The organism is Curtobacterium sp. MCPF17_001 (genome assembly GCF_003234615.1).
Lineage (GTDB): Bacteria > Actinomycetota > Actinomycetes > Actinomycetales > Microbacteriaceae > Curtobacterium.
Genome location: NZ_QKSL01000001.1, coordinates 195,407 through 211,243, shown reverse-complemented (window position 1 = coordinate 211,243; position 15,837 = coordinate 195,407). Strand labels below are relative to the sequence as shown.

Sequence of the window (15,837 nt, the reverse complement as noted above, 5' to 3'; positions counted from 1 at the left end):
GTACTTCTACCGACTGACGTCGTGCGGACGCGCCGATACCGTCGGACCGTGCCCCGACGCCACGCGGAACGACCGCGCAGAAGCCGCTCCACGCCCCGCACCATCGTCACCTCCGGATTCGTGGTGATGACGGTGATCGCCGCAGTCGTCGGACCCGCGACCGGTGCCAGCGCAGCCGACCGGGCGACCGATTCGACACGATCGGCAGCGACCCGCACCGCGCCGTCCACCCGCACCGCGCTGCCGACCCCCGCCACGGTGCCGGCTCCGCCCACCGACGGCACCCGGGTCGGTTCGGGGTCGTTCGCGCCCACACCGCCGACTTCGATCAGCGACAGCGCCGACGTGCAGAAGACGGTGGACCAGCACCTGTACATCGACCCGTCGCAGGCGGGGAAGCCGGTGCCGACCAACCAGTGGTGGACCGACCTGCTGGTCAGCAAGTACTCCGGCGACATGTGGGCGTACCCGTTCGTGTCCTCCAACAGCCGGGACGGTACGAAGCTGACGTACCCGACGAAGTGGAACAGCGACGGCACCGCGATGCAGCTGGAGTCCCCGGTGACGGTGAGCGGCACGGTGACCCCCGCCGTCGACCCCTCGGACGAGCTGCTCGCCGACTTCGAGCACGGCGTCCCCGACGGGTGGACGAGCACCGGCACGGCGTTCAGCGGGGCGACGGACACCGCCGCGGGGCAGAGCCAGGTGTCCGGGTGGGTGGGCAACGGGTACCTGACGTCGTGGGGCGCCACGGGCGGGGACGGCGCCACGGGCACGATGACGTCGAAGCCGTTCACCGTCGACCACTCGACGCTCGCGTTCATGGTCGCGGGCGGCAAGCACGCCGACCAGGAGGCCGTGCAGCTCGTCGTCGGCGGGCAGGTCGTCGCCTCCGCCACCGGCGACGACAGCGAGCGGTTCCGCTGGGTCGACTGGGACGTCAGCGCGTGGGCGGGTCAGCAGGCCCAGCTCCGTGTCGTCGACTCGCTGAACGCCGGTTGGGCCCACGTGATGGTCGACCAGGTGCTCCTGACGGACGAGCCGGACGGGGTCGCGCAGCGGTTCTCGACGGCGTTCTCCGCGACCGAGGCGGACGCCCTCCGCTGGGGCGACTGGAACGTCAGCTGGCGGATGCCGCAGGCGGGTGCGGGCGGCCAGTACATGGACGTCACGAGCGTGCAGGGCAACCCGTACGAGTGGTTCGAGTACCACGGCATGACCCCGCGCCTGTCGGTGCAATCAGGTGCGACGATCACCGACGGTGCCGGCGAGCCGATCAGCTTCCCGTTCACGGGCGACCGGTTCGAGATCCGGCAGGGCGACCACGTGTTCGGCGTGCACGCGCCAGCCGGGACGACCTTCACCCGGAGCGGCAACGCCATCGACGCGTCCGCGGGCACGGCGTACCTGGTGCTCAGCGCCGTCCCGGCGAGTGGCCTCAGCCTGGACCGGTTGCAGCAGTACGCGTTCGCCGTGCCGCGGAACACCACGATGGACTACTCGTACGACCCGGCGGCGGGTCAGGTCGAGCAGCAGTGGTCCGTGCAGACCGACGCGTTGCAGGGCTCGAACCACGACACCGTGCAGGGCTGGTTGCAGCACCAGTACGCCGAGACGACGAACGACCTGCACTTCACCGGTGCCACGTACGCGACCCCGCGCGGCACGATGAAGACCACGATCGGCCACGACGGGTGGACCCTCGACTACGCCTTCACCGGCATCACGCCCACCGGCGCCTCACCGGAGGGGCAGGACGAGCGGGACGTGCTCCGGCGGTACCTCTCCGACTACGCCACCAAGACCACGTACGGCGGCGACACCTACTGGGGCGGCAAGGACCTGCAGCAGCTCGCCGAGTACATGACGGTGGCGCGGCAGATCGGTGACACCGACGACGAGCGGAAGCTCCAGGCCACGCTCACGAAGGCCCTGACCGACTGGTACACGTACTCGACGGGGGAGAGCGAGCACTTCTTCGCCATGTACCCGACGTGGAAGGCGCTGATCGGCTTCGGTGACTCGTACGGGTCCGCGCAGTTCAACGACAACCACTTCCACTACGGCTACTTCGCCGTCGCCACCGCGCTCCTCGGGGCGGTCGATCCCGGCTGGGCGGAGCGGTACGAGGGCATGGCCACCCTGGTGACCAAGCAGTACGCCAACTGGGACCGGGACGACGACCGGTTCCCGCACCTGCGGACCTTCGGCGTGTGGGAGGGCCACTCGAACGCGGGCGGTGTCTCGTCCCCGGGTGGCAACAACCAGGAGTCGTCGTCCGAGGCGATCCAGTCCGAGGCGGGCCTGTTCCTCCTCGGCACGGTCCTCGGGAACGAGCAGATGCAGGCCACCGGCGCGATGGAGTACGTCACCGAACGCGCCGCCGTCCGGGACTACTACCAGAACGCCCACGGCAACACCGCGTCGAAGTCGTACGACGGCAACGGCGCGTTCCCCGACGCGTACCAGTACGGCCAGGCGGGCATCCTGTTCGACTCGGGCCAGGCCGAAGCCACGTACTTCTCCGGCGACCCCGCGTGGATCTACGGCATCCAGTGGATGCCGACCGCACCCTGGTTCGACTTCTTCGGCTGGGACCCGGGCTTCTCGAAGGCGATCATGCGGCAGATGATGGAGGCGCGCCCACGGGTCGTCGGGCAGGACGGCGTCGTGAACGGCAACGCCGCCCACATCCAGATGCTCACCAAGAAGTGGTGGGGCGTGGGGACCTACGGCAACGACGCGATCGCGCAGGACCGGAACGCCGCGATCGGTGAACTCGAGGACGCGGTCCGTGCCGCCGAGGCGAACCACCCCGGGTACGTCACGGCGAGGACGGCCGCGAACCCGCTGTACGACCAGGCGACCGGCACGCTCTTCGTCAGCACCGGTGCGAACGGCGAGGTGGTGTTCCCGGCGCAGTACTGGACCCCGACGACACTGCCCGCGGCACTCGTGCCCACGAAGACCGACGGACCGACGGCGGACAGGCAGCCGAAGGACTGGCCCGTGCAGTCACCGCTGCTGCCGTACCTGTCGACCCGGTACACCGCCGACACGGCGACGATCGACCGGCTGTACTCGGTGGACCTGACGGACCACCGGCCCGGTACCGACACCGCCCACGCGGCGGCGGTGTTCAGCGACATGGGCGACGCGCTCGGCAACGTCGTGCTCGGCTTCCTCGCGCAGTACGACCCGGACACGTACCTCGACATCCACCGGGCACTGTGGGCAGCGGGGGACCCGGCCGTCACCGGGCAGTCGATGGCCGGCCTGGTCTACCACCAGGCGGCGTCGAACCGGATGGTCGGCACCGAGGTCACGGACCGGCACACCTCCGACCCGCTCAGCCAGGTGTTCCGCGCCGCCGACGGCACGTACTCGTACGTGCTCGACAACGTCGACGACGTCCAGCACTCCTACGACGTCTACGACGGCCAGCGGGTGATCGGGCAGATCGCGGTCCCCGCGCACACCCAGATCACCTCGCACCTCGACGCCCACCTGGCCGAGATCGTGGTCGACACGACGGGCAGCCCGAAGACCCTCGCGCCCGGTTCCACCACGCTGTTCACGGCGACCGGGTACGACCAGTACGGCGCGACCATGCCGCTCGACGGGCTGACCTGGGACGCCAGCACCGGCAGCATCGCCGCCGACGGGACGTACGACGCCACGAAGCGCGCCGACAGTGTCACGGTCACCGCCTCGGTGGGGTCGGTCAGCGACACGTACCGGTTCCGGGTCGCCCCGGCTCCCGAGCTCACGTCGATCCGGGTCACCCCGGGCTTCGAGCAGCTCGTCGTCGGCACCCCGACGACGTTCGCGGCGGCAGGCAGCGACCAGTACGGCGACCCGCTCACCCTGAGCGGCCCGGTCACCTGGGCCACGACCCTGCCTGGAGGCTCGGCCGACGACGGCAGCGTCCGTCCGGCCGCCCCCGGGGCCGGGTACGTCACCGCCACGAGCGGCGGGGTGGAGGGCAGTGCCGTCGTCTCGGCGGTCGCCACCGTCCCGGACCAGGCGCTCCACGCCACCGCCGTGGCGACCTCGAGCGACGGGGGGAACAGTCCGGGCAAGGCGCTCGACGGCGACCCGACGACGCGGTGGGAGAGCGAGCACGGGCAGGACGCCGTCGACTACACCGTCGACCTCGGCCGTGCGACCGACATCACCGACGTGGACGTCACGTGGGAGAACGCCGCCGCGAAGGAGTACGACCTGCAGGTCGCCGACGACGCCGACGGCCCCTGGCGCACCGTCCGGAACGTGGCGAAGACGACGGCGGCTGCGGACCACGTCACGGTCGACACCACCGCGCGGTTCGTGCGGATGCACGGCGTCGACCGCCTCACCCAGTACGGCTACTCGATCTGGTCGTTCGAGGTCCACGGCACCCCGTCGGTCTCGGCGATCACCCCGTCGACGGTGCTGGTCGGACCGCGCACCACGCGCCTCCCGGCCGGCGGCGGCACCACGCTCACCGCGTACGGGTTCGACGCGGACGGCGACGGCGGACCGGTGACGGCAGCTGCCGGCTCCGACGGTGCACCGGTGTGGACGATCGACGGCGGAGGCTCGGTCACCGGCGACGGCGCGGTCACCGCGGCTGCCGCGGGTGGTGTCACCTCGACCGTGAGCGCCACCCTCGGCGGGGCCTCCGGGCAGGCGACGATCACGACGGTGACGAACGGCGACGTCGCCGATCCCGGTGACGGCAGTGACCCGGACCCCGGCACCGGCACCTCGCGGGACATCGCGGTCGGGAAGCCGGTGACGACGTCCTCCGACGAGCGCGCGGACCTGGGCGGCGAGCAGGCGGTCGACGGCAGCGGCTCCACCCGGTGGGCGAGCCGCGCGTCGGACGACCAGTGGATCGCGGTCGACCTGGGCGCCGTGGTCCCCGTCGACAGCGTGCGTCTCGACTGGGAGGCGGCGTACGCGGACCGGTACCTGGTCCAGGTGCGGACCACGACGGACGACGACTGGCGGACCGTCACCACCGAGGACCACGGGGCCGGTGGCAGCGCGGTCCACGAGCTCGACGGGGTCCGGGCGCGGTACGTGCGGATGCTCGGCGTGCAGCGCCACACGGCGTTCGGGTACTCGCTCTTCGCGTTCCGGGTGGACTCGACCGAGGGTGCACCGACGCCCGACCTGGCGCGGAACGCCCCGACGACTTCGTCGGCGGACGAGGCCGCCGGTGTCGCCGCGCGGAACGCCACCGACGGTGACCCGGGCTCCCGCTGGGCGAGCGGTCACACCGACGACCAGTGGCTCGACGTCGACCTCGGATCGGCGCAGCCCCTGCACCGGGCGTCCCTGCGGTGGGAGGACGCGTACGGTTCCGCCTACCGGATCGAGGCGCGGAACGGGGCCGGCGACGCCTGGACCACGATCGCGACCGTCGGTGACGGCGACGGAGGCACGGACACGGTCGACCTGTCCGGCACCTGGCGTCACGTGCGGTTCCAGGGCGTGCACCGGGCCACGCCGTACGGGTACTCGCTGTACGGGTTCGAAGTGCGCTGAACCGGGCCACGAAGAGGGCGCTCGGCCGGGGTCCGGGCGTGACGCAGCCCGGCGCTGTCCGCATCACGCCGGATCGGACGACCGGGGCGCTGCCGGCCGTTCCCGGGGGCCGCGGGCGTCGGTGGTGCCGGAGAGGCTGGCGGGAGTTCGTGTTCCTGTTCGGGTCAGGCGCACGAGCCCCGGTGCTGGCACCTGTCCGCAGGTGCCAGCACCGTGGCGTCGTGGCGTCGTGGCGTCGTGGCGTCGGCGCCCAGGACCCGCCGGAGGGTCAGTCCGCGTCCCGCGCCAGGACCGTCACGGTGACGTCGTCCTCGGCGTGCTCCGCGGCCCGCAGGCGCACCGTCTCGAGGAACGCGGCCGTGCTCGGCGCCCGGCGGTACGTCCGCCCGATGTCCGTCAGGGTGTCGATCGTCCCGTCGCCCAGGTCCAGCGCCCCGTCACTCGCCACGAGCAGCGCGTCGCCCGGCTCGAGCACCAGGGACCCGAGGCGGAACGGGACCCCCTGCGGGTGCAGTCCGAGCGGCAGGTCCCGTGAGCGGCGGATGTCCGAGGTGCCGTCCGCGTGCAGGTGCACGACGAGCCCGTGCCCGGCGTCCACGAAGTCGACCCGTCCGGTGCTCGGTGTCAGGCGGGAGTGGAACAGCGTGGCGAACGCCGAGGCCCTGCTGAGGTCCTCGCTGATCCGCGGCTCGACCGCGCCGACGGCGTCGACCGGCGGCAGGTCCTCGTGCTGCCGGAGCGCTGCCCGCAGTCCGGCGGCCAGCAGTGCGGCGGGCTGCTCCTTGCCCATGATGTCGGCGAGCGTGAACGTCACGGCGTCGTCGGCGACCGTCCAGTCGTGGACGTCACCGCTGAGGTCGCCGTACGGCACGCTGAGCCCGGCCAGTGCGTAACCGGGGACGTGGACGGGCGGCGGGGTCAGGGCCTCGACGACCTCGAGCAGCCGGTCGTGCTGCATCCCCTTCGTCAGGGCCTGTTCGGTCCAGCGTCCGAGGTCGATAAGCGCGGCCTCGTCCTGCGGGCTGAACTCCCGCGGCCGGACGTCCATCAGGCACAGGCTGCCGATCGTCAGGTCGCCCGGCATGGTCAGCGGGACGCCGGCGTAGAAGCGGATGCCGCGGCTCGTCACACCCGGCAGGTCGACGGTGCGCGGGTCGGCGAGCGTGTCGGGGACGACCGTCGGCCCGGGGCGCTGGACGGTCAACTGGCAGAAGGACCACTCGAGCGGTCCCGACGTCGGCTCGCCCGCCGTGTTCGGCGTCAAGGTGTGCAGGAGCGTGTCGTCGAGCAGGTTGACGTACGAGAACGGGACGTCGAAGACCTCGCGGGCGATCCGGACGATGCGGTCGAAGCGCTCGGACGGTGCGAGCCCGACGATGTCGAGCGCGGCGACGAGTGCCGCGCGTGCGGATCGTGAGCCGTCGTTGTCCATCTGCCCTCCCCCGCACAGTCGGTCCAGGGCATCCTCCCACGACGGGGACGGCGGCTGTCAGGTCAGGCGTCCCCCGGGACGAGGTCGGTGCCGGTGTCCACCGGACCGAGCGCCTCGAGGACACGGTGCGAGACGGCCCGCAGCGTGTCCGCGTCACCGGCCACGGGCCTCCAGAACAGCTGCTCCAGCGCCGCCGTGTGCGCCCGGATGCCGGCGAGGACCGCGCGTCGGCCGTCCGCGGTCATCACGATCCAACTGCCGCGGCCGTCCGAGGGGCAGTCGGCTCGCGCGACCAGCCCCCTGGCCACCATGCGCGTGACCTGGTGGCTGACGCGCGACTTCTCCCAGCCGATCCCGGCGGCCATGTCGCGGACCCGCAGCCGGTGCTCGGGGTCGCGGTGCAAGCCGATGAGGATCTCGAACTCGGGGATGGAGATGCCGGCGTCCCGCTGCACGGCGACGTCGAGCGCCCGGTCCAGCCCGCGCCAGACGTCGTGGAACACGTCCCACGTGGCCCAGTCGTGGCCGTCAGCGCCGTGCTCCACCATCCCGCCAGCGTATCCGCGAGGGCAGCTCGTCGGGCCGGGATCATCCGTTCGGCGGACTCCGGGACGGCACACGGGCGCCTCCGAGGAGAGGTCGGGGGAGCGGCCTACGATCGAGACCATGCCGCCCGCACGCCTCCAGGACTGCACCGACGACGCGTCCGCCCTCGTCGGGCGCTGGCTGGACGCCTCCCGCGGCGCGAAGCCCGAAGCCCGAGCGGCCCGGCTCGCCGAGGTCCTGCGCGACGAGCGCGGTCTCGACTTCGCCCGCGGGTTCGTCGACAAGGTGATCCGGCCGGACGACCCGAAGGTCGCCGCCCGGAACCTCGAGAAGGCCAGCCGGGACGTCCCGGACTTCCTCGCCTGGTACCTCCGCGGCGCCGTGACCGTCGGTGGTGGCTTCGCGACGATGGCGCCGTGGGCGGTCATCCCGTCCGCGCGCCGGGTGCTCCGCCGACTGGCCGGACACCTGGTCGTCGACGCCCCGCCGGCCCGACTCGGCGCAGCGCTCGGCAAGCTCGCCGGACCGGGCACCCGCCTCGACGTGGTGCCCCTCGGCCCGACCGTGTTCGGTCCCGCCGAGAGCGACCGCCGCCTGGCCTGGATCACCGACCTGCTCGGTCGCGACGACGTCCCGGCGGTGTCCTTCGCGGTCGCGGACGTCGTCCCGCCGACCTCGCCGTGGGCCCTCGACGATGCCACCCAGCAGGCGGTCGAGCGGCTCGTCCCGGTGTTCCGCGCGGCGGACGCCGCCGGCAGCACCGTCACGCTGCTCGTCAACGGCCCGCACGACCTCGACCTCTCCGTGGCCGTGTTCCGCACCCTGCTCGACCAGGACGAGTTCGCCCACGCGACCGCGGGCATCACGCTGCCGGCGTCGCTGCCCGACAGCCTCGGCGTCCTGGCGGCGCTCACCGACTGGGCGGCCGCCCGCCGGTTCCGCGGAGGAGCACCCGTCCGGGTCCGGCTCGTCGACGGTGCCCACCTGGCCGAGGAACGGGCCGACGCCCTCGTGCACGGACGTCCACCGGCCGTCTGGACCGACCGGCAGCACATCGACACCGCGCTCCTGCGCCTGCTCGACGCCGCACTCACACCGGAGCACACCGACGCCGTGCGGATCGCGCTCACCGGGTGGGATCCCGTGCTGGTCGCCGCCGCCCGCGTGCTCGCCGACCGTCGCGGGGTCGCCGACGCGCTCGAGGTCGAGATGCTCCTCGGCATGACGGGCACCGTCCTCGACGCCGTCCGCGCCGACGTCGGCACGGTCACCCTCGTCACCCCCGTGGTGCACCCCGACGAGTTCGACGCGGCGATCCCGTACCTCGCCCGCCGGTTGCGCGAGGGCGCTGCCGGCCCCCTGACGTCCGGTGGTGGCACCGACGACGAGCGCGCCGCCGAGACCGAGCGCGCACGTGCCCGCCTGACCGACGCTGTCGCCGCACTCGGGCACCCCGCCCCGGCCAGCCTCCGCACGCAGGACCGCCGCGTCCCCCTCGGTGCCCCCGAGATCCGCGCCGTGCACCCGCCCGCGGTCGACACCGACGCCGGGGTCGACGCGAACCGGCAGTGGGCGGCCGACCTGCTCCGCCGCGTCCCCCGCTCGCAGCTCGGCACCGCCACCATCCGCGGTGCCCGCGTCACCGACCGCCCCCGACTCGAACGGACCATCGCCCGCACCGCGCAGGCAGGCGTCAACTGGGGTCGGCAGGACCCGCAGGACCGGGCCGAACTCCTGGACCTCGTCGCCCACGAGCTGGAGGCCCGCCGTGCCGCCCTGGTCGAGGTCGTCGTCGCCGAGACCGCGATGACCCTGACCGAGGCCGACCGGCAGGTCAGCGGTGCCGTCGACGCCGCCCACCACGCCGCCGACCGCGCCCGACACCTGGTCGACGTCACGGGAGCGACCTTCGTCCCGCCCCGGCTGACGGTCGTCGTGGCCCCGTGGAACTCGCCGCTGACCACCCCGGCGGACGGCGTGCTCTCGGCGCTCGCCGCCGGCAGCGGTGTCGTCCTCAAGCCGTCCCCGCTCGCCAAGCGGTCGGGTGCGGTGCTCGCCGACGTCTTCTGGAACGCCGGAGTCCCGCACTCGATGCTCCAGCTCGTCGACCTCGACGTCAGCGAGCTCGGCCGCGACCTCGTCGCCCACCCCGCCGTCGACCGGGTGCTGCTCACCGGCTCGCCCGACACCGCCCGCTCGTTCCGGTGGTGGCGTGCCGGCCTGCCGCTCCTCGCCGACACCGGAGCGGTCTCGGCGGCCGTCGTCACCCCCGCGGCCGACGTCGACCAGGCCGTCCGCGACGTCGTCGCCTCGGCGTTCACCCAGTCCGGGCAGGCCAGTGCGGCGATCTCCCTCGTGGTGCTCGTCGGGTCGGTCGGCGAGGACGGCGTCGACAGCCGGTTCCTCCGCCAGCTGGCTGACGCCACCCGTGCGCTCCGCGTCGCCTGGCCCACCGACCCGGCCGCGCAGGTCGGGCCGCTCGTCGTCGAGCCGACCGGGGCAGCGCGGGCCGCCCTGACCGACCTCGGTCCGGGGGAGTCCTGGCTCGTCGAACCCCGGCTGCTCGACGAGTCCGGTCGGCTCTGGTCCCCGGGCGTCCGCGTCGGCGTGCGTCCCGGCAGTGCCGCCACCCACCCCGAGGTCGGTGTCCCGGTGCTCGGGGTGGTGCAGGTCGAGACACTCGAGCAGGCCATCGCGATCCAGAACGGCAGCGACCACGGCCTGGTCGAGGCCCTGCACACGCTCGACGTCGACGAGGTCGCCCTCTGGACCGACCGGGTCGACGCCGGCACGCTCGTGGTGAACCGTGCCACGACCGACACCACGGTCGTCCGGCAGCCCGCCGGCGGTTGGGGGAGCTCCTCGGTCGGTGCGGTCGCGAAGCGCGGCGGCCCCGACTCGGTCGCGATGCTCGGCCACTGGGAGCCCGTCCCCCGCACCGTGCACAAGAGCATCCAGCTGCACGGGCTGCCGCCGCGGGTCACGGCCCTCATCGAGTCGTCCCGCAGCGGTCTGTCCTTCGAGGAGTTCGACCAGGTCCGCGCCGGTGCCACCAGCGACGCCCAGGCGCGCGAGGAGCGCTTCGGTCGGTCCCGGGACACCGCGGACCTCGGCGTCGAACGGAACGTGCTGCGCCACCGCCCGCAGTCCGTGGTCGTCCGGCAGTCCGAGGGCGTCAGCACGGGGGACCTCATCCGGACCCTCGCCGCCGCCACCGCTGCCCGGGCGCACGTCCTGCTGAGCACCGCTCGCGCGCTCCCCGGGCCGCTCACGCAGCTGCTCGCGAGCGGTCGGTCCCCGCTCGACGTCGTCGACCACCTGGTGGAGACCGACGACGAGTTCCTCGCGCGCGCGGCGTCCGGGGCGCTCCTCCACGAGCAGTGGTCGGGAGGGGCCGCTGAACCGCAGGACGCCATCGACATCGTGTTGTCGCAGGGCTTCGAACCCCGGCAGCACACGGCCTTCGGTGGGCCGGGGTCGCGGATCCGCCTGCTCGGCGGTGACCCCCTCGCGCTCGAGGAGGCGCTCGGCGCGGGCATCGACACCGCCATCCACGACGCACCCGTCGTCGAGGCCGGCGTCGTCGAGATGGCGCACTACCTCCGTGAACAGACGGTGGTCGTCACCGCGCACCGGCACGGCGACGTCGACCCCGAGTTCGCCCGCCTCCGCCTCTGACGTCGGTCCCGCGCACCGGACGGGAGGCCCTGCCCACGTCCGGTGCGCAGCCCACGTGATCCGGGCCTCCCGTCCGTCCCCCGCACGACCTGGGGCGCGCCCGTGAGCCGCTGCCCGGCGCGGCGTAGCGTTCGTGCCATGAGTGCAGAAGAGCGTGACAACGGCGTCCAGTCCGAGCCGATCATGGACGGTGCGACCGACGCGACGAACGAAGAGAAGCTGCACGGTCTCGTGCAGCAGGTCCAGCACGACCACGGCGACGAAGGTGCCGGCGTGATGGCCGACCACCTGCGCGACCGTCTCGACGAGACCGGCGTCGAGGCCGAGGACCCGGCCTCCGAAGTCGAGTAGCAGCACGCAGGGACGCCCCCGCCGACCATCAGGTCCGCGGGGGGCGTCCTGCGTCCGGGGGTGCTGCCGGTCAGCGCCGCCCGCGACCGACGAGGGCGACCTCGAGCACGGTGAGGAGCGTCGCGATCCAGAGCTGTCGGACGGCGAACCGCCGCGACTGCCGATCGATCAGGGCGAGCGGGACCATCGTCACGCCGTGGGTGGCGTCGACCAACGCGCTGACGGTGTGGGCGTCGGCCGTCCCCGCACGCAGGACGAGTGCGGCCTGGCCGAGCTGACGGACACCGAGGACCCGACCCAGCACGGCCGGGCGCCCGAGGGCACGGCGGGCGCCGAGCAGGTGGGCGATGCCGATGCCGGCACGCAGGAGCTCGACCGCGAGCGCCCGCTGCCCACGGGTACCGAGGCGGCCGCCGAGGCCCGCGCGGCTCATCGACGGCGTCCGGCTGCCGTGGCGACCGCGAGTCCCGCGACGCCGAGGGCTGCGCCGACGATCCCGTTGCCGAGTCGGCGGTGTTCCACCCACCACGTCTGTGGCGACCACTCGTGCGCCTGCTCGTCGAACACCCCGTGCGCGCCGTGGTCCCCGGGGACCGGCTCGTACAGGTTCGACGGGAGTTCCTCGCCGTCCTTCTCCTCCGTCTGCTGACCGCTGACCAGGGTCTTCGCGGCGTACCAGTCGGCGAACCGACCGCTGATGCGGTTGGCGAGGATCGTGTACACGGTCGACTCGCCGACCCAGGTGCGGCGGCGGGGGCGTTCGGCGGTGGCGGCGATGGCGCGGGCACCGACCTCGGGCTGGTAGATCGGGGCGACGGGCTGCGCGTGGTGCGGGAGCGTCGACTTCACCCAGTTGAACTGGATGGTGTTGAGGGCGGGCATGTCGACCCGGCTGACCTGCACGTCGCTGCCCTGCTCGATGAGTTCGGACACGACGGACTCGGTGAACCCGACGATCGCGTGCTTCGCCCCGCAGTACGCCGCCTGCAACGGGATGCCACGCGAACCCAGGGCCGAACCGACCTGGATCACGTGTCCCGAGTTGCGGGGCACCATGCGGCTGAGGGCAGCACGGGTGCCGTTCACGAAGCCGAGGTAGGTGACGTCGAGTGCCCGTTCGAAGTCCTCGGGTGCGGTGTCGAGGAACTTGCCGAACACCCCGACCATGACGCCGTTCACCCACAGGTCGATCGGGCCGAGTTCGGCTTCGACGCGGTCGGCGGCGTCCTCGACGGCCTGGCGGTCGGACACGTCCGCGACGAGGGCCAGACCGCGTCGGCCGGCCGCTTCGACCTCGGCGACTGCCGCGTCCACCCCGTCCGCACCGCGTGCCAGGACGGCGACGTCCCAGCCGCGTGCCGCGAGCTCCCGGACCGTCGCCCGTCCCAGTCCAGCCGATCCACCGGTCACCACAGCCACTCGAGTCATGCAGCCCTTTGTACGCGGGGCCCCTGCGGCACTGCGGTCAGCCGCTGTCCCCCGGCGCGGGGTGTCGGGGCCCGGGGCGGGCAGGCCGGGACCTAGGCGCGGGCCGGCCCGAAGTCCGTGCCCGAGGTCCGTGCCCGAGGCCCGGGCCCGGCGTCGCTCAGGCGCGCGGACCGGCGAACCGCGTCACGACCCCGGGGGAGTACAGCACCGAGTCCGGTTCGAGTTCGGTCAGCGACATCGGGAGCCCCGCCGCCCCGATCAGGTCGTCGCGCAGCCGGGTGAGCGACGCCCGGTGCACCACCCACGGGTCGTGCTCGTTCGGCCACCACGACGTCCGCCCGGCACGCCCCACGTGCATGCCCCACCGCGCCGTGAGGAACGACTCGAGCGCGGTCGGCTCGGAGATGGGCTCGCCGACCTCCACCTCCAGGAGGGACCGCAGACGCGACCCGTGCCGGTGCACGGCGTACGCCGTCCGGTCCCCGTGCTGCCGACGGGCGACCCGCGCCCAGTGGTACGGCGTGCCGGTGACGACGCGGGCTGCCGCGGCGGGCAGGAACTTCCCCGCGTCGAGCGACAGGAACACGACCCCGCGGCGCCCCGCGTCGTCGCGCGTGTAGACGCGGACGTTGACCTCGAGGAAGTCGCCGACACGGCCGGTCCGTCCGAGCGGCCCGAACGGCGGGAACCGGGTGTCCTCGAAGCTGAACGCGATGAGGCCCACCCACGTCGTCACCCCGTCGTCGCTGCCGTCCGGCGCGATCGTGTCGGGTCGGGTGCCCGACGGCAGCAGCGGCGCCACCGCGGAGACGTCCACGCGCCAGTGCACGAAGACGACGTCGCGCCAGGCCTGTTCGATCCAGGGTCGTCCTGGCAGGGCCGGCGCGGTCGGCGTCACGGCCTGGACCCCTCCGGGCAGCGTCGCGGTCATCAGGTGGTCCCGTCCGTCGTCGTGGTCCGGTCCATCGTGCTCGGCCCCGCTGTGCTCTGCCCCGTTGTGCCCTGCCCCGTTGTGCCCTGCCCCGCTGCGCCCTGCCCCGTCGGGCCCGACCCGACCACCGGCTGGTCGTCCCAGCCCTGCTGCGGCGTCGCGCACGTGCCGCGGAACACGTACTGCGAGGGCCGCTTCCGCTCGTTCGACACCCAGTCGATCGCGGGTCGTCGGCGCTCCGGCGGGGTGTACCCGATCCGGTACACGGCCATGAGTTCGAGCTCCGGCGGGACCTCGAGCAACTGCTCGACCTGGTTCCAGGACTCCTCGATCTCCATCGGGAACGACACGAACTGGATCCCGAGGCCGAGCTCGGTGGTCGCCAGCCAGATGTTCTCCATCGCCGCTCCCATGCTGAACACGGAGTAGAAGGCGTTGCGGGCCTCCTTCCGGTACTCGGCCCGGTCGAGCATCACCCCGAGCAGCAGCGGCGACCCGGCGACGAGCTTCCGGTTCTCCTCGCCCAGGGTCTGCGGGACCCGGAGGGCGTTCATCAGGAACTGCCCCCGCTTCGTGAACACCTGGTTCGTGAACGGACGGAGCGGCTTCGGCAGCTTGTCGAACAGCATGCCGTCGCGACGCTCGTCCATCTCGGCCTGCGAGAACCGGAAGTACGGCCGGTACCGCTCGAAGAACGTGCCCCGGGACATGGTCGTCGTCATCGCGCTGCCGCTGATGTCCGCGATCCGGTCGATCGTGTCGCGCTCCTCGACGAGGACGAACCGCCACGGCTGGCTGTTCAACTGCGACGGCGCCCGTCCGGCCAGTTCCACCAGCAGGCGCTGGTGCTCCTCGGACACCGGGTCCGGCAGGAACGCCCCGTTCGTGGTCCGTCGGCGCCGGATGGCCTCGATGAGTTCCACTGGTGTCCTCTCGGTACGACGGCAGCGGTCAGCGCCGCGCGAGGACCGCCCCCAGGTAGGACGGTGCGGCGGCGACCGCGGTCTTCCAGTGTGCTCCGCTGCGGGGGTTCGTCCGTGGAGCCAGCGCCAGCGGGACGAGCGCCGGCAGCAGGAACAGCGCCGCGCGGGACCGTGTCCACAGCGGTGTCGTCGCGGCCGCCCCGGTGAGCACGGCGGTCGCCACGAACAGCCCGTGGTGGACCACCCGCAGCCGTCGGGTGCGGATCAGGCGCAGCGCGACCGCGGTGCCCCACAAGCAGTTGACGACGTAGGCGACGGTCGCAGCGGTGACCATCCGCCGGGCGGCCACCGACCCGGGAGGCCCGCCGCGCCTCCCGGCTGCCGTCCCAAGTCCCATGGGCGCGACCCTACCCTCCCGCGAAACGCAACCCGGGCGGCTGCGCGCACGGGGATACCGCTGCGAGATGACACCCACGTTGCGTTTCGCGGGAGAGGGGTCAGTCGGAACCGCGGCTGACGAGCTTCGACAGCACGATCGCGGAGCGGGTGTGGTCGACCTGCGGGGCGAGGCGGACGCGGTCCAGGGCCTCTTCGAGCGCCGGCAGGTCCCGCGAGCGCATGTGCACCACGGCGTCGGCACTGCCCGTGACGGTGCCGGCGTCGACGACCTCGGGCACGGCGTCGAGCAGGGTGCGCAGTTCGTCGGGGGAGACGGTGCCGCGGCAGTACAGCTCGACCCAGGCCTCGGTGCCACGGTCGTCCACGGCGGGGTCGACCTTGATCGTGAAGCCCTGGATCACGCCGTCGGCGACGAGCCGGTCGACGCGGCGCTTCACGGCGGAGGCGGAGAGCCCGACGACCGAGCCGATGTCGCCGTAGCCGGCGCGGGCGTTCTCCCGGAGCTGGTCGAGGATGCGGTGGTCGAGCGAATCCATTGTCCTCATCCTACGCGGGGTCCTTGCGAGCGGATGCGGCGGGACGCAGGAAACGTGCGTGTCGAGCCGCGCCACCGA

Annotated in this window: 11 protein-coding genes; 3 read left to right on the top strand and 8 right to left on the bottom strand. The window is 73.0% G+C overall.

Annotated features, from left to right (window positions below; genetic code table 11):
- The first annotated feature begins 48 nt into the window (after window positions 1-48).
- Window positions 49-5,535 (top strand): discoidin domain-containing protein, encoded by a 5,487-nt coding sequence (locus DEJ24_RS01070; RefSeq protein ID WP_146245918.1) that lies wholly within the window; start codon window positions 49-51, stop codon window positions 5,533-5,535.
- Window positions 5,536-5,803: 268 nt separating this feature from the next.
- On the opposite strand, the gene DEJ24_RS01065 is transcribed toward DEJ24_RS01070, so the two are convergent.
- On the bottom strand, window positions 5,804-6,967 hold the full coding sequence (locus DEJ24_RS01065; RefSeq protein WP_111076907.1) for a PP2C family protein-serine/threonine phosphatase: 1,164 nt from the start codon (window positions 6,965-6,967) through the stop codon (window positions 5,804-5,806).
- 62 nt (window positions 6,968-7,029) lie between these two features.
- On the bottom strand, window positions 7,030-7,515 hold the full coding sequence (locus tag DEJ24_RS01060; protein ID WP_181427330.1) for a MarR family winged helix-turn-helix transcriptional regulator: 486 nt from the start codon (window positions 7,513-7,515) through the stop codon (window positions 7,030-7,032).
- Between the two features lie 118 nt (window positions 7,516-7,633).
- Between DEJ24_RS01060 and DEJ24_RS01055 the strand changes: the two genes are divergently transcribed.
- Both DEJ24_RS01055 and DEJ24_RS01050 read left to right on the top strand, forming a co-directional pair.
- Window positions 7,634-11,191 (top strand): proline dehydrogenase family protein, encoded by a 3,558-nt coding sequence (locus tag DEJ24_RS01055; RefSeq protein ID WP_111076905.1) that lies wholly within the window; start codon window positions 7,634-7,636, stop codon window positions 11,189-11,191.
- Between the two features lie 138 nt (window positions 11,192-11,329).
- The gene (locus tag DEJ24_RS01050; RefSeq protein WP_111076904.1) at window positions 11,330-11,542 is read left to right on the top strand and encodes a hypothetical protein; all 213 of its coding nucleotides are present in this window, start codon (window positions 11,330-11,332) and stop codon (window positions 11,540-11,542) included.
- A gap of 70 nt (window positions 11,543-11,612) precedes the next feature.
- Here DEJ24_RS01050 and DEJ24_RS01045 read toward each other — a convergent pair whose 3' ends face one another.
- The 6 genes from DEJ24_RS01045 to DEJ24_RS01020 all read right to left on the bottom strand — a co-directional run bounded on the left by DEJ24_RS01045 (window position 11,613) and on the right by DEJ24_RS01020 (window position 15,759).
- Window positions 11,613-11,975: a hypothetical protein gene (locus DEJ24_RS01045; protein WP_111076903.1), complete on the bottom strand. Its 363-nt coding sequence runs from the start codon at window positions 11,973-11,975 to the stop codon at window positions 11,613-11,615.
- Window positions 11,972-12,970, bottom strand: a complete 999-nt coding sequence (locus DEJ24_RS01040) for an SDR family oxidoreductase (RefSeq protein ID WP_111076902.1) — start codon at window positions 12,968-12,970, stop codon at window positions 11,972-11,974. Before DEJ24_RS01040 ends, DEJ24_RS01045 begins: the two co-directional genes overlap by 4 nt.
- A 157-nt stretch (window positions 12,971-13,127) precedes the next feature.
- Window positions 13,128-13,901 (bottom strand): YqjF family protein, encoded by a 774-nt coding sequence (locus tag DEJ24_RS01035; protein ID WP_111076901.1) that lies wholly within the window; start codon window positions 13,899-13,901, stop codon window positions 13,128-13,130.
- The gene (locus DEJ24_RS01030; RefSeq protein ID WP_111076900.1) at window positions 13,901-14,824 is read right to left on the bottom strand and encodes a nitroreductase family protein; all 924 of its coding nucleotides are present in this window, start codon (window positions 14,822-14,824) and stop codon (window positions 13,901-13,903) included. The genes DEJ24_RS01035 and DEJ24_RS01030 overlap by 1 nt, the downstream gene beginning before the upstream one ends.
- 28 nt (window positions 14,825-14,852) lie before the next feature.
- Entirely contained in the window at window positions 14,853-15,221 is a 369-nt protein-coding gene (locus DEJ24_RS01025; protein WP_258374597.1) for a hypothetical protein, read from the bottom strand.
- 100 nt (window positions 15,222-15,321) lie between these two features.
- Window positions 15,322-15,759: an Lrp/AsnC family transcriptional regulator gene (locus tag DEJ24_RS01020; RefSeq protein ID WP_111076413.1), complete on the bottom strand. Its 438-nt coding sequence runs from the start codon at window positions 15,757-15,759 to the stop codon at window positions 15,322-15,324.
- Between the last annotated feature and the right edge of the window lie 78 nt (window positions 15,760-15,837).

Bases quoted from the DNA above. Each gene is read 5' to 3' on its own strand.
- DEJ24_RS01065 (WP_111076907.1), bottom strand. From the start codon at position 6,967: ATGGACAACGACGGCTCACGATCCGCACGCGCGGCACTCGTCGCCGCG.
- DEJ24_RS01060 (WP_181427330.1), bottom strand. From the start codon at position 7,515: ATGGTGGAGCACGGCGCTGACGGCCACGACTGGGCCACGTGGGACGTG.
- DEJ24_RS01055 (WP_111076905.1), top strand. From the start codon at position 7,634: ATGCCGCCCGCACGCCTCCAGGACTGCACCGACGACGCGTCCGCCCTC.
- DEJ24_RS01050 (WP_111076904.1), top strand. From the start codon at position 11,330: ATGAGTGCAGAAGAGCGTGACAACGGCGTCCAGTCCGAGCCGATCATG.
- DEJ24_RS01045 (WP_111076903.1), bottom strand. From the start codon at position 11,975: ATGAGCCGCGCGGGCCTCGGCGGCCGCCTCGGTACCCGTGGGCAGCGG.
- DEJ24_RS01040 (WP_111076902.1), bottom strand. From the start codon at position 12,970: ATGACTCGAGTGGCTGTGGTGACCGGTGGATCGGCTGGACTGGGACGG.
- DEJ24_RS01035 (WP_111076901.1), bottom strand. From the start codon at position 13,901: ATGACCGCGACGCTGCCCGGAGGGGTCCAGGCCGTGACGCCGACCGCG.
- DEJ24_RS01025 (WP_258374597.1), bottom strand. From the start codon at position 15,221: ATGGGACTTGGGACGGCAGCCGGGAGGCGCGGCGGGCCTCCCGGGTCG.
- DEJ24_RS01020 (WP_111076413.1), bottom strand. From the start codon at position 15,759: ATGGATTCGCTCGACCACCGCATCCTCGACCAGCTCCGGGAGAACGCC.